The organism is Magnetospirillum aberrantis SpK, assembly GCF_011022235.1.
Lineage (GTDB): Bacteria > Pseudomonadota > Alphaproteobacteria > Rhodospirillales > Magnetospirillaceae > Magnetospirillum > Magnetospirillum aberrantis.
Genome location: NZ_JAAIYP010000042.1, coordinates 18,357 through 37,022, shown reverse-complemented (window position 1 = coordinate 37,022; position 18,666 = coordinate 18,357). Strand labels below are relative to the sequence as shown.

Here is an 18,666-nt window from a genome sequence, read left to right as displayed (position 1 = left end):
CCCGCCTTGATCCCGCAAAAGCCGTTCCGCATCGCCGTCGTCGCCGCCAGCAACCGGATCGACCCCGCCTTGCCGGAAAAGCTGGCGACATTCTGCGACGGCCTTTACGGCATCGACCGCCCCCATATTCGCTTTCATCCCCAATGTTTCGAAAGCTGCGGTCATTTCGCCGGACCCGACGCGGCCCGCGCCCAAGCCTTTGTCGAGACGGCCAACGACCCCGATATCGACGCCATCTGGTTCGGACGTGGCGGTTACGGCTCGTACCGGCTGGCGGACACGGTGCTGCCGGCATTGGAACCGGCGGCCCGCAACAAACTTTACCTTGGCTACAGCGACGCCGGCGCCTTGATGGCGGCGCTTTACAACGCCAAGATCGGGCGTGTCGCCCATGGTCCCATGGCGTCCGACCTGTTCCGGGCGGGCGGGGAGGAGGCGGTGGCCCGCGCCCTGGCTTTCCTGACCACAGGCGAAAGCGCGACGCTTGAACCGCATCTTCCGGCCGGAACGCCCACCGCCGCCTTCAACATCACCATCCTGTCGCACCTGATCGGCACGCCGCATCTGCCCGATCTGCGCGGCCATGTGCTGATGCTGGAGGAAGTGTCGGAACCCATGTACCGCATCGACCGCGCGTTGGGCCAGATCGCCACCAGCCTGCGGGGTCTGGCCGGCATCCGGCTGGGCCGCTGCGGCGACGTTCCGGCCAACGACCCCGATTTCGTCCTGGGCGAGGAAGAGGTGACGCGGTTCTGGTGCCAGCGCGCCGGCATTCCCTATCTGGGCCGCGCCGACATCGGCCACGATGTCGGCAACAAGGTGGTTCCTTTCGGAAGCTGGCGTTAAAACCTCAGGAATTCGCCGACCAGCCGGTATTCCCGTCCCTTCATGCCACGTTTGAAAGCGGCGATTCCCGGGGTCAGGACGTCGTCGATGCCGCCCAGGTCGAACCAGCGGACGTTCCGTTCGCCCAAGGCTAGGACCGCTTGCCAAAGCAGGAAGTTGTTGGCCTTGAGCTTGCGGCCGGCGTCGCCGTTCCACCCCACCAGATAGGTGGCGGCGGCTCCATGGCGGGCGACCAGGATACCGCCCACCGCCTCGCCGTCCGGGGCATGGGCCCGCAATACCAAAAGATCGTCCGCTTGCCGGCCATGCTTCGCCAATTGGCGGATCAGGGTGGGGGGCGTTCCGGTGAACGCCTTGTTCTGCATCAATTCCTCGTAACGGCTCAACAGCCATTCCAGCATTTGCGGATCGCTGCCGATCTCGGCGGTCAGGCCGGCTTTTTGTGCGCCGTTCAGCATGTTGCGCCACTTGCCGTCCAGGGCTTTGCGCAAGGGTTCCGATCCGACCGCCAAATCCAGCCAGGCCGAACACCAGGCGGGGGCATTGCGTTTTCGCAACGATAATCCGTCCAGCATCTCGGCATGGTCGGCGGCGATTTCCGGGGCCAGAAACAGCGCCCCCAGACGCCACCACCGCCAGTCGCGGCCAATCAGCCGCAAGGCGGTACGAACTTGCGCATCCGTGGGGGAAACCAACCATAACGGTCCCCGATTCAAACGGGCGACGCGGCCAAGACCGCCGATCCGCTTTTCCAGGATTTGGGCGATGGCCACTGCTTGGTCCCCGTCACGCAGCAATGCCCGGCGGGGGCGCCATCCCTCCTGGGCCTTGGCCTCGCCCCAGGCCCAGGATTGCAGAAGCGAGCTGGGACCGGCGGCGGTGAACAGTGTCTCCCATTGCGGGCGGTTCAATTCGTCCCATACGAGTTCAAGCGCCATGCAAAGCCTCGGCATATAAGGTGGCGTAGCAAGGCGCCAAGGCGCCATGCACCGGCAACAGCAGCAAGCGGCGCCGCAAATCCAATGCGCATCCGAAACGGGAAGGTGCCGCCATCACCTCGGGCGGCAGATCCGGCCAGCTTTCCACCGGCAACCGGGCCTCGCGCAAGCGGTGGTAGAGATGGGCGGCATGTGCCGGGTCACGGGCCTGGAGCACGAAACGGTAAGGAGCGGGGCCATCCTCGCGAAAGAACGGCGTGACCCCGTCCGTTCCGCCAAGGGCGCGCCGTAGGGCCAAGGCGTTGGCCCGCCGCCGGGCGGCTTCGCGCCCGATGTCCGCCTTTCGCGTCAGCTGGGTGGCCAGGGGCGAGGGCGCACACAAAGGCGGTGGGTCGCCCCCCTCGGGATCCCTGTCGTGGGCCGGCTGGCCCACCGGCGGCAGCCGGCGACGCAAACGATCCGGCATCATGGTCTGGATCAGACGCTTGATCCGCCAGCGGTTGTCACTGGCGGTGGGCGGCAACGCCATCAAAAGGTTTTCGACGGATGTGGTGACGTCGTTTCCGGCCTTTGGCGCAAGGGTCAGCACCGCCCCCTCGGACAGGCCCAGAACCTTGTGTGGACTGAAGATGGCGGCGTCTCCTACCTCTCCCATTCCGCAGCCGGGAACCAGGGCGTGGGCGCAATCTTCCACCAGGAAGGGTGCCGTCGTCGCGGCCTCGGCCAGGGGGACCGGGCGGCCAAAGGTGTGGACGGCGACCACCATGTCGGGATGGTCGGCGGCGGACCATTGCGCCAGTCCGTTTTGGTCCACCGGCAGAAATTCGAGCACGGCCCCGGTGGCCCGCAACGGCATCAGCGACTGGCCGCAGATCCAGGCCGGCAGGGCAACACGAGGGGGGTGCCCCAGACGATGGCCCAAGGCACGGGCCAGGATCGCCAACGACCAACATGACCGCGACAGCCACCACGCCTGGTTCGCTGTTTCCTGCCAGGGGTCCAACAGGGGATGAAGTGGCCGGCCCAGTCCCAAAAGATGGGACAAGGGCGGCAAGGGGGCGGTGGTGATCACGCGGGCTTTCCGGTTAACAAGGCATAGGCGGCAACGGCGCGGCGACCATAATCGCGCCATTCGTGGCCGTGGGCTACCCGGTTGCGCGCGTGTTCCCCCATGGTTTGGCGTTTTTCCTCGTTTTCCAGGATGGTTTCGACGGCCCCGACGATGGCGGCGGGATCGCGTGACGGAACCAAGATTCCCTCGTGGCCTGGTACGATCACGTCGGCACCGCCCGTCTCGGGTGTCGCGATCACCGGCAGGCCCGAAGCCATGGCTTGCAGCAGGGTCAGCGGCAGGCCTTCCTCCAGGGAGGGAAGGCAAAACAAATCGGCCTGGCGATATTCCGCCGGCAGGGAGTCGCCAGGCAACGGGCCGCGCACCGTCAAATTGGCCGGCGCCTGGGCCAGGATGGCCTCCATGCCGGCTTCCACCGGGCCGACCAGATGGAAATCCACCTGCGGCAGGCGTCTGGCGGCCTCGACCAGATAGGGAACCCCCTTACGCAATCCCACGCGGCCGACGAACAACACCCGGCGTCGCATGGGGCGGACCAAGGCCGGTTGCGGCTGAAAGCGCGACAAATCGACGCCATAAGGGTTGATGATCAGGCGGTCACGGTCGACGCCCTGCGCGACGAATGTTTCTGCTGCGAAACTTGTTGGGACGGCGATGGCGTCGGCGTCGCGGTATTCCGCTTGTTCGCGGGCGATCATGCGCGGGTCGACGGGATCGAACGTCAGGCCGAAGCGGGCGTATTCCTCGGCCAACAGGGCGGCCTGATGGGCGATGTGGCTGGAGCCGCGTTCCACCACCACCCGCATCCCCAGGGTTCGGGCCGCGGGAATCGCCTCCAGCACGGCGCCGCTCCATCCCACCAGCACGTCGGCGCCGGGGTTCAGCCGGGCGGCGACGAAGCGGGCGAAACGGCGGCCGATCCACAAATGGGGCGACGGCCCCCCAAGACGGCCGTGCAGTCGCCGCACCAGTTCCAGGGACGGGCAACAGGCCAGCGGCGTGTCGAGATCCAGGAAGCGGCGGGCGGCGAAAGCCGGATAGGTGGTGTACAGCCGTGCCAGATTGCCGTCGGCCGCCAGTTCGCGCGCCAGGTCGAAGCCATGGAAACGGCCGTGGACGGCAACGGCGACTTTCATCGGCGGCCCCTCTCCAGGACGTTCAGGAAGACCCGCTCCAGACGTGTCGCCTGGGCGGCCCAGGTGAACGCGGCAAGACCAGCGGCCGTGGCGGCGGGAAGAGGTTCTTTGGTGGCGACACGGTCGAGGGCAAGGCACAGCGCGTCTTCGTCGTCACAGGACAACAAGGTGCCGCCGCATGTCTCGGCCAATTGGTGGGCTTCGGGGCCTTCGGCCGGAAAACTGAGCACCGGGCGGCGTCCGGCCAACAATTCGATGACTTTGTGATGGAAGCCCCGATCCGTGCGCAGATAGGCGTTTACCGAGGCCGTCTCGTGCAGCCGGTGCAGTTGGTCCAGCGGCAGATAAGGGTGAATGTCCAGGCGCCACGACGGTTCCAGTGTCCGGGCCGCCTGGGCAACCGCGCGATGGTCGATGCCGGCATAGATCAGACGTGTGGTGCCGGCCGGGCGTTGGCGGCTCCACCGGGCCAGGGCAGAGATGAAACGCTCGAGGACGGCATGGTCGTAGACGCTGCCGGTCAGGCTGAGAACGAAATCGCTGGAGACCGGATCGGCACCCTGCTCCAGGAAGGCCGTCGGCAGGCCGCTATAGACCACCTCGGACGGTTGTCCGAACCACGCCGCCGCGTCGCGGGCGTTCTCGCCGGAAAAAGCCGTCAAGTGGGCGCCGTCGCCCAGGCGGCGGGCCAATAAACCTTGGAACGGTCTCGGAATGAAATGGCGCCAATAATCCTTGATGTCCATGACCCAGGCGATGCCGGCCCGACGGGCCAAACCGCGGGCAACCGCCCAGGTGTCGGTGTTGCCGAAGGTTCCCCAAGCCAGATCGGGCCGGAAGTGGTTTGCCAGGACGGGAGCATAAACCAGGCAGGCGCGGCGCCAGTCGCCGAACAGTCCCCCGTCGGCCAGATAGGCGACGGCGATGGCGGCTTTGCGGATCAGGGGCGGCAACGTGCCCTCGTGAAGGGCGCGGTGGAACCGGCTGGGAACGGGGGGAACCGCCAGCAGGAACGGCTGTTGCCAGGAATGCGCGGCCAGCAGGCCCGGCAATTCGGCGGCCGGTGGCGCCACGGGCTTCCCCTCGAGGTCGCGGGTCACCAGCACCACCTTGTGACCGCGCTCGGCCATGGCCTGGGCGAAGCGCGCCATGCGCAGACCACAGACATGGGGCGTTTCGGGATGGCAATAATTCACGAAGACCAGGTTCATGCCGCGTCCTTTCGCCACGAAAGACGCGGCGTGGCACGCAGGGGTGCCAGGAAGTGGCGAAACCACGCCTCGGTGACGAAGGGCCGCCACAGGACCCAGGCCAGCCCGGTCTCGCCGGATTCGAAACGGTCAAGGACCGATCGCCACCACTTCACCCGCCACAGGCCGCGTCCGGCGAATTCCGGGCTTTCCAGCGTCTCGCGCATGGCGGGCAGCATGGGACCGGCCAGCCATTGTTCCTGGGGCGGCCGGAAGCCGCGCTTGTTCCAGCGACAGCGGATGGCTTCGGGCAGGATGCCGCGCAAGGATTCGCGCATCAGCCGTTTGGTTTGCGTCTCGCCCATCAACAGATGCGGCGGCAGGGTAAAGGCCAGTTCGGCGACACGATGGTCGCAGAACGGCAACCGCACTTCTCGCGAATGGGCCATGGAATTGCGGTCGCCATAGCGCAACAGGGTCGGCAGGTGGGTATGGAAGCTGTCGCGGTGCAATGCCTGACGCAAGGCGTCGAGGTCGGGCGGCGCGGCGTGCGCGGCGGCCGAGATGTCCAACCCGGCCGCCAGACCCAGGGCGACGTCGCTGCCGCGGCCACCCAGGTCGGCAAGGATTCGTTTCAGCCACACCGGCATGGCGCGCTTCACAGTCATGGCGCGGCTGAACAGAGCCGCCGGGTAACGGGCACGGATGGCTTCTTCCTCTTCGCGCACATCCAGCCCGGCGGCGCGCCGTGCCGCCAGATAGGGCATGAAATATTGCTCGTAGCCGCCCAAAATCTCATCGGCGCCTTGACCGTCGAGAAGGACGGTAACGCTGTGTTCGGCGGCCAGCCGGAAGACGCAATATTGGGCGTATTGGCTGGAACTGCCGACGGGCAGTTCGTTGTGCCAGATGAAGTGCGGCAGTTCCGCGACCAGACGGGCCGGGTCGGGGGTGACCACATGGGCGGTGGCGCCGGTGGCGGCGACCACTTGTTCGGCATAGGGCCATTCGTCGGCTTCGCTGCCGGGAAAGCGTCCGGTGAAGACGTGGTAGTCTCCGTCGCCCCTGAGCTTGCGGGCCAGGCAGACGATGGCGCTGGAATCCAGGCCACCCGACAGACACGACCCCACCGGGACGTCGCTACGCAACCTCAACCGCACCGAGTCCTCGAGCACTTCGCCGAAGCGTGCGAAGACCTCGGTTTCGCTGCCGGCCAACGGGGCACCGGGGCGCAGTGTCCAATAGCGTCGGATGGCCGGCACCATGCTGTCCAGGTCAAGGGTCAGGCATTCGCCCGGCAACAACTGGGAAATGGCCGGAAACACGCTCTGGCGCCGGTCGTCCAGACCATCCGCCGAAGTGACCAGAAAGCGCGCCAGCAGCGACGGATCGACGTCGTCGCCGATCTCGGCGACCGTCAACAGGGCCTTGTATTCCGAGGCGAAGACAAAAGCGCCGGGCGGGGTGGCGAACAGGAACGGCTTCTCGCCAAAGCGGTCGCGGGCACAGAACAGTCGGTTGCGGACTCCATCCCACAGGGCGAAGGCGAACATGCCGTTCAGTTCGGCCAGACAATCCTCGCCCCATCGGCCATAGGCGGCCAACAGGACCTCGGTGTCGCTGTGGCCGCTGAAGGTCGCGCCTTCGGCGGTCAGCCGCGCCGCGACTTCCCGGTAATTGTAGATTTCGCCGTTGAAACACAGGACCCGCGTGCCGTCGGCCGACGCCATGGGCTGGGCTCCGGCGGCCGAGGTGTCGATGATCGCCAGCCGGCGATGGCCCAGGACCACGCGGCCATCCGGGCTGGACCACAGGCCATGGCCGTCGGGGCCGCGATGAACCATGGTCGCGGTCATGGCGGCGACGGTGGCCGGGGTGACGGGAGCCAGGGCGGCGATGCCGGCGATGCCGCACATGTCAGCGTTTCCTTTCGTGCCGGGTCAGAACGGCCAGCGCGGTGACGAAGGCCGCCCCATAGGAAAACGACAACGCCGCCGCCATGTGGTTCGCGTCGTAGACCGTGTCGAGCCACAATCCCATGGGAACCAGCAAGCCGGCATATTGCGCCGCGCGGGCCAATAGCAGCAAACGGACGCGCTTGGTGGTCACCGCATAGGATCGCATGAGCTCGAAGGGCGTCAGGAACAAGACCATGCCGGCCATGGCGCTCAGGATCGGCGCCGCGTCCGCCCAACGCGGGCCGAACAGGAAGGGCACCACCGGATCCGCCAGGAACCACGTGCCCACCGCGGCGACGACCAAAGGCGGCAACAGCCAGGCCAGCATGCGGCCCCGCATGGCGCGGCGCTGGCAAGCGTCTTGTTCCTGGCCGAACCACACGCCGCCGACACGGGTGACCAACGGCTGCAAAAGCTGGTGCGGGACCAGCGCCAGCCGGTTGGCCTGGGCGAACAACCCGGCCCCATGCAGACCCGATATGCCGCCCACCAGCACCAGTGTCAGGCGTTGGAAACTGTTTTCCAGCATGCTGTCCAGCCAAACCCCTCTCGCCTCGCGCAGGATCCAGCGCCATTCCGCCCAGCTGAGCAGGCGGGGCCGCCGGATGGTCAAACCGCCGATGGCGGCCAGGCTGGCGGTGGTCATGACCGCGGTGAACATCTCGCGGACATAAAGGGTGGTGGCACCGCTTCCGGCGACCACCATGGCCACCGCCGACAGGTGGGCGGCCACCTGGGTCGCGGTCTCGATGCCGGCCAGTCGCCCGAAACGCATGCCGCGTTCGAAGAACGCGCGGTCATGGCCGGTCCAATGGCCCAGCAGCAAGGCCGCCAGCAACCCCAGATCGGCCGGCTCGGTATAGCCGAGCAGCAGCGCCCACCCCAGCAGGATGGCTCCCAACACCACGATCTCGATCGTCAGGGCACTGAACAGCAGACGCTCGCGGGCGGCGTCCATGCCGTCGCGGGGAACGCGGATGATCAAGGTCGCCATGCGCGGGGAAAGCACCGACATCACCAGCGCGCCGCCGGCCTGGAGCAGGGCGAACCGCCCGAAATCCTCGGGCGGCAGATAGCGGACCAACACCAGATTGGCCGCGAAGGCGACCGCGGCCTGCGCCAAGGTGGCTCCGCCCAGGATGAGCCCTGACGAGAACAGGCCGCCGCCCATGGTCAGCGCTGGCTCCGTTGCCAGCTTTCCAGCACCAGCAACGCCCAGATTTTGAGAGCGTGGTCGCGCCGGCCCGAACGTTGCTGATCCAGCAGCCGTTCCACCGGTGCCCAGTCCAGCCCCAGTTCGCCCAGCCGTGCCGGTGTCAGCCGCTCGGCCACCATGGGCGCCAGTTCCCGGCCCAGCCACACCCCCATGGGCGGGTTGAAGCCCAGCTTGGGACGGTCGACGATGGCCGCGGGCAGGAACTTGCGGGCGACCCGGCGCAACAGCGTCTTCTTGCCCTCGGCCATGCGCAGCGCGGGGGCGATGCGCCCCACCGCCTCGACCACCCGATGGTCGAGAAGCGGCAGACGCAGTTCGAGCGCGTGCACCATGCTCATGGCGTCGCCATAGGCCAACAGGTTGCCGGGCAAAAAGCTTTCCAGGTCGGTCTGTTGCATGCGGTCCAGCGGATTGTCGCCCGGAGCTTGGCGATAAAGCGCCGCCACCGGCCGTTCGGGGACGGGGGTGGACAACAGCGCGGCCCGTTCCACCGGATCGAAGTACTCGACCCAACTGGCGTACATCTCGGAATCGGGCAAGGCCGCTCCGGCCACGAACTCGCGCAGGCGGCGCAGGCCATGCCGCCCGCGTGAACTTTCCGGCAGCATTCCGACCAACGGCTCGATCATCCCGCGCCGGACCAGACCGGGCAGTTTGCGGTAGCGGCTTGCCAGCAATCCGCCCTGGTAACGGGGATAGCCGGCGAACACCTCGTCGCCGCCGTCGCCGACCAAGGCCACGGTCACATGCCGGCGTGCGCTTCTCGACAAGTCGCCGATCAGCAGGGCGGTCGGATTGCCGAACGGTTCGCCGAACGCCTGGATCATGCGGTCCATGTCGTCGACCAACCGCGCCGCCGCCGGCAACTCGGTGTGACGGGTGCCTAAGTGGTCGGAAACCGCGCGGGCCGCCTCGCGCTCGTCATAGGCGGCTTCGTCGAAGGTCATGGTGAAGCTGGATACGGGCGGGGCGCCGGCTTCGGCCCGCGCCTCGCTCATCAGGGCGGCGATGACCGAACTGTCGACGCCCCCGGACAGGAAACAGCCGACCGGAACGTCGGACACCAGGCACGAGCGCACCGCCGCCCGTAGCGCCGGGGTCAGCTCCTCGACCGCTTCGTCCAGGCTGGGGACGCGCTCGCCCACATAGCGGGGTTGCCACCACCGCCCGGTTTCCGGGGCCGCGCCGGGGCGCCAGCGCAGCCAATGACCCGGCGGCAGCTTGCGGATGCCGCGATGCATGGACAAAGGCGCGGGGACGTAAAGACAGGCCAGATAGTGCGACAGCGCCAGGGGGTCCAGCGACAGGTCGATTCCGGGAACCGCCCGCAAGGCGTGGATTTCCGAGGCGAAGGCTAGTCCGCCGGAAGGCAGGGCGGCATAGACCAGCGGCTTGATGCCTAACCGGTCGCGCGCCATCAGAATTTCGCCGCTGTGGCGATCCAAAAGGGCGAAGGCGAACATGCCGACCAGACGGTGCAGCGCCTGGGCGCCGTGTTCGACCAGCAAGGCCAGCAAGACTTCGGTGTCGCTGTCCGAACGGAAGGAATGACCGCGCCCGCGCAGTTCGTCGCGCAGTTCGCGGTAATTGTAGATTTCGCCGTTGAAGGTCAGGACATAGCGTCCGCACGGCGATTCCATGGGCTGGCGGCCACCCGGAGTCAGGTCGATGATGGCCAGCCGGGTGTGAACCAGGCCGGTGCCGGTGGCGGGGTCGATCAGGATACCGTGGCCGTCGGGGCCGCGATGGTCCAGACGCGCGCGGAATTGTTCGAGAGTTTCCGCCGTCGCTCCGCTCAGGCCGGCGATGCCGCACATGCGTTCAGTCCTTTCGGGTTCGTCCGCCGGCCGCGACCCGTTCCAGGATCGTCAGCAACCGGTCCACGTGCTGGTCCCAGGTGTAAAGCTCCAGGACCCGCCTGCGGCCGCGTTCGCCGAGAGCTTGGCGCAACTGGGGATCGGCGTCGAGACGGTGCAACGCTTCCAACAGGGAAACCGACGACAACGGGTCGAAATACAACGCGGCGTCGCCACAAACCTCGCGGTTTACCGCCGTGTCGGCGGCAACCACCGGCAAACCGCTGGACAGCGCCTCGACCATGGGGTGGCCGAAGGTTTCCGACAGCGACGGAAACACGAAGACGTCGTGGCTGCAATACAGTTGCGGCAACGCTTCGTAGGGGTGGCGTCCCAAGGTGACCAGCCCGTCGGCATAGGCCTGTTCCATCACCAGCCCGTCATGGCTGCCGCCGCGAAAGTCGCCGGTCTCGCGGATATCCATGGTGATGGTGGCGTGGGCGGCAAGGCCGGCCTGGTTGGCGGCGCGGACGGTGGAACAGACCAAGCCGGGCTGTTTGTGCGGATAATAGACCGAAACATAAAGCAGCCTGAGGACGCCATCCCCACGCCATGTGCGGGTGGAGGCGGGGACGAAGGCCTCGCTCATGGTGCCGTAGCTGTTGACGGTGACACGCTTTTCCAGGTCGGGGGCCCAGGCCAGCAACAGGTCCCGCGTCGCCGCGGTCGGGGTGATGACGTGTTGCGCCCGCCGGGCCGAAGCCAGGATCAGGCGGCGGCGGATGTGGCGCTGGGCAGTGCTTTTCACCCCCTGTTCCGGGGTGCAGTTGGCCAAGTACAGCGGGTCGAACAACCCGCCCTCACGGACCAGAAGCACCTGCGGGACGGGCGAGAACAACAAGCCGAAATTGGCCGAGGAAAACAGCACGTCGCAACCGCTTTCGCGGACCATGGAGCGCCACAGGGTCTGTTCCCACAACAAGCGCGGAAAAGGACGGTACTGGCTGGCCGCCATGGGCGAGGTGTTGTCGCCGTCAAGTTGCAGGCTTTTGGAAATGGCGAACTGGGCGTTCACCTGACGTTGGCTGAAACTGCGATGCAGGTTGCGCGTGTAGGTGACGATGCCGCCCATGCGCGCCGAGATGGCGTTGACCAGAATCCTCACCGCTTCGTTCCTTTGCCATCCAAGGCCCGGTTCAGGATGAACGCCAGCCGGTGGGCGTGGTCGTAACCGTCCTTCAGCGCCCTGGCCCGGCCTGCCGCGGCGACCCGTTGGCGGCCGGCTTCGTCCGCCAGCCAGTGCCGGCACTGCTCGACCAGTTCCGTGTCGTCATGGAAAAAGGCGGCTTCGTGGTCAGGGCGGAACAGGCGGCAGGCTTCGTCGCTATGTTCGTGCAGCATGAACCCTCCGCAAGCGGGAATTTCCACGGTTCGACAGGTTTGCAGGTCGCGATTGCCCTTGCGCAGGAAGCCGAGGTTGATCCGGCTGGCCGAGATCACCGCCGCATATTCGTCGTCATAGACCGGCCGCCCCTCGATGACAAGATGGGCGTTGGTGTCGGCCATGCGCTGCCAGCCGTTTCCCCAAACCCTGACAGCGACGCCGGCCTGGGCCAGGGCCAGCAAGCTGGCGGCGCGGGGGGCTTCGTATGTCCCGACGAACGAGACGTCGGCGGCCAGACGGGCGCGTCTGGCGTCGTCCGGGGCGGCGGGCCGGTGCAGGCTGGAATCGAAACTGTTGTCCACGAACAGGACGTTCCGCGCCCCCAGGGCCGGCAATTCGTCGGGGGCGGCGTTGAAGCTCTTGGTGGTGACCCACAGGTCGAACAGTGGAATGGCGGCTTTCAGCCAACGTGACAGATGGCGGGGATTCATCATGTCGTCCTCGCCGTACCACACGATCGGCGTGTGTGGCGCGAGGCGGCGGACGGTGCGCAAGGTGGCGGCACGGATCATGGGGGCCGCCTCGATCCACACCACGTCGAATCCGTCGGTTACCCGACGTGCCAATTCCCGGTTGGCCCCTGCCGGATCGGCCGGCAGGCGCAGGCGATAACGGATGCGCTCCATCAGGCTGGGACGGTCTTCGTAGGTGGCGCCGTCGCGGTTGATGGCGACGGTTTCGACCCGGTGGCCCAATCCGGCCATGGCCGCGACGCGTTGGGGCGTGCGGCTGCCCAGGATGGTCTGGCCGACGACCAGGATGCGCAGGGACGGTTCAGCGGACATGGCGCACGGCCTCCTGGATGCCGGCGACGTCGGCCTCGAAGTCCCAGCGGGCGACGCGGGCGGCGGCGGCGGCTCCCAAGGCGTCGGCGTCGGCCAATACCCTTTTCAGGGCGTCGGCCAAGGCGTCGGCCTGGTTGGCGGGGACCACCGCGCCGCAATTTTCGTCCACCAGATCGAAGGCGGCGCCCACCTGGTCGCTGACGACGACCGGGGTGCCCGACGCCATGGCTTCGTTGACCGCCAGTCCCCACGGCTCGCGCTCGGACGGCAGGACGAACACGTCGGCCAGGGCATAAAGGGCCGGCAATTGGCTTTGGTTGCGAAAGCCGGTGAACACCACGCCGGCGGGGGCGTCGGCCCGCAATTGCTCCCGCATTTCGCCGTCGCCGACCATCAACAGGGCCGGGCGCGGGTCGGGCAGACGACGCCATGCGTCCAAAAGCAATTCGGGATGTTTGCGCGGCTGGAACTTGCCGGCGAACAAAACCACCTGACCGGTCGCGGGCAATCCCAGTTCGGCCCTGAGTGTGGCGCGGTCGGCGGCGGCGGCCCCTTGGGCGAAATAGGCGTTGTCCACGGCATAGGGGACGGTGAAAATGCGGGTGTCGGCGATGCCCAGGCGGCGGTAATAGGCGCGGTTGGCGCTGCCGATGGCCAGGAAGGCGGCGACATGGGCGAACAGGTGGCGCAGATACAGTCGCTTGACGACGCCGCGCAACCCGTATCCGTCGGGCATGGCGCCGTCCCAGTTCTCGGCGCGCATCAGCACCGGTTTGCCCAAACGCCGGGCCAGGCCCAGGGCGCGGCGCATCCAGGTTCCTTGCCAGCCATGCAGCCACACCACGTCGGCGGCGGTGATCTCCGCCGCTAGCCCGGAAAGCGGGATCTCGGCGTTGTCGTAGCCGTCGCGCAACGGCACGTCCCAGCGCACGCTGGTACGGAAACCGTCGTCGAAATAGCCCTGTTCGGTGTTGGTGCGCTGGAACCCGACGCGCAGGACGAAATCGGGTTCCCGGGCCAGCCGGCGTAGCAACGGCGCCTGGTATTGGATGGGGTGGCTGACCAGATACAGCAGTCGGGTCATGGCGTTTCCCCCCAGACCGCGTGCCAATGTTCCGCAAGGGCGTGGCGGAATCCCTCCGGGGCATAGCGTCCGGCGGCCAGATGGCGGGCCTCGGCGGCCAGCGCGGCGCGGCGGTCGCGATCCGCCGTCAGTTCCAGCAACGCCTGGGCCATGGCTTCCGAATTGTCGTCCACCAGGATTCCGGTGACGCCGTCTTGCACATAATCCTCGGGTCCGCCGCAGCGGGTGGACACCACCGGGACGCCGCAGGCCATGGCCTCGATGCCGACGATGCCGAATCCTTCCTGGCTGGAGGGGATGGCGAACACGTCCAGCGAGCCATAGAAGGCCGGCAGGTCGTGGTGGTCCAGTTCGCCGGTGAACTCGACCCAATCGCCGCCGCCTGCCGCCGTCACCGCCGCTGTCAGGGCAGCATCCGGGGTTCCGGTCAGACGCAGCCTGAGGTGGGGATCTTGGCGGCGGGCCAGGGCTACGGCGCGGACCAGCAAGGGCACGTTCTTGCGCGGGTCGTTGGGACGGCCGGCGAAGCCGATGGTTCCTGCCTCGGCCGGTTGCGTCGGGGGCTGGAAACGGTGCGGGTCGGTGGGGATCGGCATCAGACCGATCCGGCCAGGGTCGCCTCCAAGCGCCAGCAACATGCGACGGCCATGGTTGGCGACCGTGGCGATGCGGGCGGGACCGGCCAAAATCCGGTGTTCCATGGCGGCCTGGACAGATCCCACCACCGCACGGTCGAACAGACGTCGGGCCAGGGGCATGGCTTGGCGCCGGGCCAGACGGTCGCCCAGCATGTCGCAGGCGCACCACACCAGATGGCGGACACCCGCTTTCAGCAAGGGATAGGAAACCAAGGTGGTGCCGCCGACCGCCACATGGCGGTCATGGCTGGCGATCAACTGCCGCCAACGCGACGACGGTAGATAATAGGTGAACTCCAACTCCGGCAACCAACAGCCAACCGCGACCGAACGGAAGGTGTCGTCGAAACAGCGGCCGGTTTCGCTGTGGGGGCGGGCGCCGGTGGCGATCCGCCACAGGGGCGCGTCCAGGAAACCATGGCTGGACAACGGCGCGTACCACGCCACCGTGACATCATGGCCGCGGTCGCGCAGTTCGTTGGCCAGGATGCGGGTCTTGGCCGGCACGCCGCCTTGGAAAGGCGGCAAGGTCAGGATCAGGGTGCGCATGCGCCGCTGTCGCCCCGTGCCGCCCGAAACAGCACCTGGGCGGTGTGTCGGGCGGTGGTCGCCCAGGAATATTTGGCGGCACGGGCCTGCCCCAGTTGGGCCAATTCGTCGCGCCGTCCGGGGTTCTCAACCAGATGCCGGATGGCCCGGGCCATGTCCGCGATATCCAGCGGTTCGAAATATTCGGCGGCGTCGCCGACGATTTCCGGCATGGCCGCGCTGCGCGAACAGGCGATGGGCGCCGCCGAGGCCATGGCCTCCACCAGCGGGTTGCCGAAGGTTTCCACGGTCGAGGGAAAGACGAAGACCGTGCACTGGCGGTACAGCTCGGCCAGCCGTTCGGGCGAGACGCCGCCCAGGAATTCCACGCTGTCGCCAAGATGGAATTCGGCGATCAGGTCGGTCAGCTGTTGATGGTACTCGCGGTCGACGGTATGGCCGGCGACGACCAGCCGCAGGGTGCCCCCCTCTTGCCGCAGTTGACCAAGCGCCTTGATCAGGGTGTGCAGGTTCTTTTGGACGTAGATGTCCGAAACGGCCAGCAAGGTGGCGGGCTCCCGGTCATGGTTGGCCGAGGCCACGCGGAAATCCTCGTTCACGCCGTGATGGATCACCTCGATCTTGTTCGCGAACAGTTTCGTCAGGCCGAAATTCAGGGTTCGGCGAGCATAGTCTGAAACGGCGATGGCCCGGCGCGCGAACAAAAGCGACGCGGCGGTGGCGGCGGCAAGGCCGACCCAATAAAGACGTTTCTTCAGACGATACTCGCGTTGCACCACCGCCAGCGAGTTGCGCAGCAAGATGACCGGTGCCGGGGCAAGCAGGGGGCCGTAATTGGCCGGCGAGAACGTGACCTCGGCGCCCATTTCGGCGGCGAGCAGGGGCAAGGCGCACTGTTCCCAGAAAAGCAGGCGCAGGAAACCCTGGCGGAATTCGAGAAGGTGCAGCCGGATGCCGTCCGGCGCTTCGCCGAACAGCTTGTATTGCTCGCGATGCAGGAACAGATGCAGCTCCAGCCGTTTGTCGGCGGCCAAATGGGGCAGCAGGTTGCGCAGATAGGTGACGCCGCCGCCGGATTTGGCGTGCAGGCCGTTGATGATGACCCGCACCGGGGCGTCGGGTGGGGGGCGTCTGTTCATGTCGCGTCCGTGTGGTGGCCGAGTGTCACTTCTTCACCCAAGCCATCGGATAGGGCAAGAAAATCCGGTCTGTCTCCAGTCGCGAACGGCAGGCGGACCAGGGACTCCAGACAGCGCCAGGGAAGCTGTGCCGCGACCCGCAGGGCGGCGCCGCGCTCGCCGCGTCCCAGATGGCCGCGCACCGCCTCGACATGGACGATCAACAGGCGCAGCAAAAGCGGCCGCAACACCGGACCGGGCAGGCGCCGCAGGGTTCCCATGTGGCGCCACAGGATGGCCAGACTGCATTGGTATTTGCGGCCTATCCGGCTGGTGATGCCGTCCTCGGCCAGGGTGTAGCGCAAGAGCGGGTCGCCGAAGGTCAGGAAACGGCAGCCGGCTTTGGCCAGGATGGCCAGCCACAATTCGTAATCCTGGGCCGAGCGCAAGGCGGGATCGAATCCCCCGGCCGCCAGCACCGCGTCGCGACGGACCAGCACGGTGGAACTGGAAATGAACCCGCGCAGGAACAGTGTCCGAAAGGGATCATCGGGATTGGCCAGATAACGCGCCTGGCTGTCGATGAAATGTTGGGTTCCGTCCGGGGCGACGCCCCACAGATTGTGCGACGTCATGACCAATCCGGCGCCTTTGGTCACTTCGACGCTGCGTTCCAGCTTGGCCGGCAACCATTCGTCGTCGGAATCCAGGAACGCGATCCATTCACCGGCCGCCGCCGCCAAGGCACGGTTGCGGGCGGCGCCGGCCCCCAAATTGGGTTGCCGGAACAGCCGCAGGGTGACGCCGTTCATGTGTCCGGCCATGGCCGCCACCGCCGCCAAGGTGTCGTCGATCGAGCCGTCGTCCACCACCAGGACCTCGCGCGGGCGCAGGGTCTGGGCGGCGATGGAGGTCAGGGCGCGGCCGATGGTGCCGGCCACGTTGTAGGCCGGCATGACCACGCTCACATCGGCGAAGCCGGGCGGCAGGGGGCGGGGTTCAACCATCGGCCAGCTCGCGGATGCTGCAAGTTGGCGGCGCGTCCAGCGTCAGTTCGGCATGGGCGCGGATGGTCATCTCCAGCATCATCAGGGCATACAGGCGAAAGGCGTGGCGGTCGGGCCGGGCCAAGAGACGTTCGACGCCGGCCTTGGACCACCAGCCGCGGGCCAGGGCGCGGGGACTGGTCAGCAAGGCGCGGGCATCGGCTCCCAGGCCGGCGGCGAACCAGGCCGGCACCGGTGAGGCGAAGCCTTGCTTGGGCGCGTTCAGGACTTCCGGCGGCAGGAACGGTGCCGCCATGGCCCGTTCCAGCGCCTTTTGCCGTCCGCCCGGCGTACGGGTCGTCTCGGGCACCGCCAGGGCGGCTTCGACCAGACGATGGTCGAGGAAGGGAACCCGCCCTTCGACGCTGACCGCCATGGTGGTGCGGTCCAACAGGGTCAGCAGATCCTCGGGCAAATAGGTTCCAATGTCGGCGGCAAGGATTCCCGCTTGCCGCTCGCCGTGCCAGGCCTGGAAATAGCCGCGCTGGGCGGGCTCGGTCTGGGACAGCCGGCACTCCAGCAACTGGCGGATCGGCGGCGGGAACTGGCTGCTGTGGTCGTGCAGGTAGGCACCGGGGTCGGTGTCGAACTTTTCCGCACGCCGCAACTGCCACGCCAGCATGGGGTCGGCCAACCCGGCCAACGGTTCGGCCATGCCCCGGCGCAGGGCGCGCGGCACACGAAGGTAACGCTGTTCCACCGGCAGGCGGAAATAGCGGCCGTAACCGGCGAACAATTCGTCGCCGCCGGTGCCGTTCAACACCACACGGGTCTCGCGCGCCAGTAGCTGGTCGATCAGGAAATTGGGCAGGACGCTGGCGTCAGCCAAGGGTTCGTCGCAATACCACGCCAGTCCCGGCAGGTGACGGGCCGCCTCGCCCATGTCCAGGTCGAAGGTGGTGTGGTCGGTGCCCCATTGCCGTGCCACCGCCTCGGCCAGCGGGGTCTCGTCCACCCGCGCTCCGGCGAAGCGGACGGTGAAGGTCTTGAGCGGCCGATCCAGGTTGCGGGCGGCCAGGGCGACCAGCAGACCGGAATCGATGCCACCCGACAGCAACGCCGCCAGCGGCACGTCGCTGCGCAATTGCAGCCGGACGGAATCCTCCAGCAAGGCGGTCAGGTGGGCGACCACGGCGTCGTGGCCGGCGGGAACGTCGGCCGCCGCCGTTGGCCGCCAATAGTTTTCCACCGTCACCGAACCGTCGCGCCCGGCGCGCAACAGACAACCCTGGGGCAGTTTCGACACCCCCCGCCACAAGGTGGCGGGGGCGGGAACATAGCCGTGGCCCATCCAGGCGGCCACCGCCGTCTCGTCCACCTCGGGCCGGACCAGGCCGGACGCGAATAGCGCCTTGATCTCGGAGGCGAACAGGATGCCGCCGCCTTGCAACCGCGTCCAATAGAGCGGCTTGACGCCCAGACGGTCGCGCACCAGCAACAGGGAATGATGATCGCGATCATAAACGGCGATGCCATACATGCCGTTCAGATCATGCACGAAGTCTTCGCCCTTTTCGCGCCACAGGCGGAAGGCGGGTTCCATGTCGCCGTTGGTGGCGAAGACGTGGCCGCGTGTTTCCAGGCCGGCGCGCAATTCGCGGTAATTGTAGACCTCGCCGTTGCCCAGGAAGACGGCACGGCCGTCGCCTTCGACCAGCGGCTGTCCGCCGGTGGCGATGTCGATGATGGCCAGCCGGGCGAAGCCGCCCATGAAACGGCGGTCGGGGGTGACATGGGTGCCGGTGCCGTCGGGACCACGATGGCGCATGATCCCCAGCATGCGTTCCAGGCGAGGTTCGGCCAGCGGCGCGCCATCGGGAAGGAAAAGACCGGCCAGACCGCACATGGGT

The 18,666-nt window shown here is 67.2% G+C and carries 15 protein-coding genes; 1 reads left to right on the top strand and 14 read right to left on the bottom strand.

Features of this window, described 5'->3' with window-relative positions; all coding sequences use genetic code 11:
- Positions 1–6 precede the first annotated feature (6 nt).
- The gene (locus G4223_RS15780) at positions 7–846 is read left to right on the top strand and encodes an LD-carboxypeptidase (protein ID WP_163681744.1); all 840 of its coding nucleotides are present in this window, start codon (positions 7–9) and stop codon (positions 844–846) included.
- On the opposite strand, the gene G4223_RS15775 is transcribed toward G4223_RS15780, so the two are convergent.
- The 14 genes from G4223_RS15775 to asnB (G4223_RS15710) are packed head-to-tail and all read right to left on the bottom strand — an operon-like array spanning position 843 to position 18,662.
- Positions 843–1,784 (bottom strand): lipid II:glycine glycyltransferase FemX, encoded by a 942-nt coding sequence (locus tag G4223_RS15775; RefSeq protein WP_163681742.1) that lies wholly within the window; start codon positions 1,782–1,784, stop codon positions 843–845. The genes G4223_RS15780 and G4223_RS15775 overlap by 4 nt on opposite strands.
- Complete coding sequence (locus G4223_RS15770) at positions 1,774–2,856, bottom strand: hypothetical protein (RefSeq protein WP_163681740.1); 1,083 nt, start codon at positions 2,854–2,856, stop codon at positions 1,774–1,776. Before G4223_RS15770 ends, G4223_RS15775 begins: the two co-directional genes overlap by 11 nt.
- On the bottom strand, positions 2,853–3,992 hold the full coding sequence (locus G4223_RS15765; protein ID WP_163681738.1) for a glycosyltransferase family 4 protein: 1,140 nt from the start codon (positions 3,990–3,992) through the stop codon (positions 2,853–2,855). Before G4223_RS15765 ends, G4223_RS15770 begins: the two co-directional genes overlap by 4 nt.
- A complete protein-coding gene (locus G4223_RS15760) occupies positions 3,989–5,203 on the bottom strand; it encodes a glycosyltransferase family 4 protein (RefSeq protein ID WP_163681736.1) in 1,215 nt (404 codons plus the stop codon). The genes G4223_RS15765 and G4223_RS15760 overlap by 4 nt, the downstream gene beginning before the upstream one ends.
- Entirely contained in the window at positions 5,200–7,098 is a 1,899-nt protein-coding gene (asnB, locus tag G4223_RS15755) for an asparagine synthase (glutamine-hydrolyzing) (protein WP_163681734.1), read from the bottom strand. The genes G4223_RS15760 and asnB (G4223_RS15755) overlap by 4 nt, the downstream gene beginning before the upstream one ends.
- 1 nt (position 7,099) lies before the next feature.
- The gene (locus G4223_RS15750) at positions 7,100–8,311 is read right to left on the bottom strand and encodes an oligosaccharide flippase family protein (RefSeq protein WP_338086895.1); all 1,212 of its coding nucleotides are present in this window, start codon (positions 8,309–8,311) and stop codon (positions 7,100–7,102) included.
- 2 nt (positions 8,312–8,313) lie between these two features.
- Positions 8,314–10,173 carry an asparagine synthase (glutamine-hydrolyzing) gene (gene asnB / locus G4223_RS15745; protein WP_163681730.1) on the bottom strand — a complete coding sequence of 620 codons (1,860 nt, stop codon included), beginning with the start codon at positions 10,171–10,173 and terminating at the stop codon, positions 8,314–8,316.
- Positions 10,174–10,177: 4 nt separating this feature from the next.
- Positions 10,178–11,317, bottom strand: a complete 1,140-nt coding sequence (locus tag G4223_RS15740) for a glycosyltransferase (protein WP_163681729.1) — start codon at positions 11,315–11,317, stop codon at positions 10,178–10,180.
- The gene (locus G4223_RS15735) at positions 11,314–12,381 is read right to left on the bottom strand and encodes a CgeB family protein (protein ID WP_163681727.1); all 1,068 of its coding nucleotides are present in this window, start codon (positions 12,379–12,381) and stop codon (positions 11,314–11,316) included. The genes G4223_RS15740 and G4223_RS15735 overlap by 4 nt, the downstream gene beginning before the upstream one ends.
- Positions 12,371–13,465, bottom strand: a complete 1,095-nt coding sequence (locus tag G4223_RS15730) for a glycosyltransferase family 4 protein (protein ID WP_163681725.1) — start codon at positions 13,463–13,465, stop codon at positions 12,371–12,373. The genes G4223_RS15735 and G4223_RS15730 overlap by 11 nt, the downstream gene beginning before the upstream one ends.
- Positions 13,462–14,652, bottom strand: a complete 1,191-nt coding sequence (locus G4223_RS15725; protein ID WP_163681723.1) for a glycosyltransferase — start codon at positions 14,650–14,652, stop codon at positions 13,462–13,464. Before G4223_RS15725 ends, G4223_RS15730 begins: the two co-directional genes overlap by 4 nt.
- Positions 14,640–15,791, bottom strand: coding sequence for a glycosyltransferase family 4 protein (locus G4223_RS15720; protein ID WP_163681721.1), 1,152 nt, complete (start codon positions 15,789–15,791; stop codon positions 14,640–14,642). The genes G4223_RS15725 and G4223_RS15720 overlap by 13 nt, the downstream gene beginning before the upstream one ends.
- Positions 15,788–16,777, bottom strand: a complete 990-nt coding sequence (locus G4223_RS15715; RefSeq protein WP_163681719.1) for a glycosyltransferase family 2 protein — start codon at positions 16,775–16,777, stop codon at positions 15,788–15,790. The genes G4223_RS15720 and G4223_RS15715 overlap by 4 nt, the downstream gene beginning before the upstream one ends.
- Positions 16,770–18,662 carry an asparagine synthase (glutamine-hydrolyzing) gene (gene asnB, locus G4223_RS15710; protein ID WP_163681717.1) on the bottom strand — a complete coding sequence of 631 codons (1,893 nt, stop codon included), beginning with the start codon at positions 18,660–18,662 and terminating at the stop codon, positions 16,770–16,772. The genes G4223_RS15715 and asnB (G4223_RS15710) overlap by 8 nt, the downstream gene beginning before the upstream one ends.
- Between the last annotated feature and the right edge of the window lie 4 nt (positions 18,663–18,666).

Coding starts and splice junctions, on each gene's coding strand:
- G4223_RS15775 (WP_163681742.1), bottom strand. CDS start 1,784: ATGGCGCTTGAACTCGTATGGGACGAATTGAACCGCCCGCAATGGGAG.
- G4223_RS15765 (WP_163681738.1), bottom strand. CDS start 3,992: ATGAAAGTCGCCGTTGCCGTCCACGGCCGTTTCCATGGCTTCGACCTG.
- G4223_RS15760 (WP_163681736.1), bottom strand. CDS start 5,203: ATGAACCTGGTCTTCGTGAATTATTGCCATCCCGAAACGCCCCATGTC.
- asnB (WP_163681734.1), bottom strand. CDS start 7,098: ATGTGCGGCATCGCCGGCATCGCCGCCCTGGCTCCCGTCACCCCGGCC.
- G4223_RS15750 (WP_338086895.1), bottom strand. CDS start 8,311: ATGGGCGGCGGCCTGTTCTCGTCAGGGCTCATCCTGGGCGGAGCCACC.
- asnB (WP_163681730.1), bottom strand. CDS start 10,173: ATGTGCGGCATCGCCGGCCTGAGCGGAGCGACGGCGGAAACTCTCGAA.
- G4223_RS15735 (WP_163681727.1), bottom strand. CDS start 12,381: ATGTCCGCTGAACCGTCCCTGCGCATCCTGGTCGTCGGCCAGACCATC.
- G4223_RS15730 (WP_163681725.1), bottom strand. CDS start 13,465: ATGACCCGACTGCTGTATCTGGTCAGCCACCCCATCCAATACCAGGCG.
- G4223_RS15725 (WP_163681723.1), bottom strand. CDS start 14,652: ATGCGCACCCTGATCCTGACCTTGCCGCCTTTCCAAGGCGGCGTGCCG.
- G4223_RS15720 (WP_163681721.1), bottom strand. CDS start 15,791: ATGAACAGACGCCCCCCACCCGACGCCCCGGTGCGGGTCATCATCAAC.
- G4223_RS15715 (WP_163681719.1), bottom strand. CDS start 16,777: ATGGTTGAACCCCGCCCCCTGCCGCCCGGCTTCGCCGATGTGAGCGTG.
- asnB (WP_163681717.1), bottom strand. CDS start 18,662: ATGTGCGGTCTGGCCGGTCTTTTCCTTCCCGATGGCGCGCCGCTGGCC.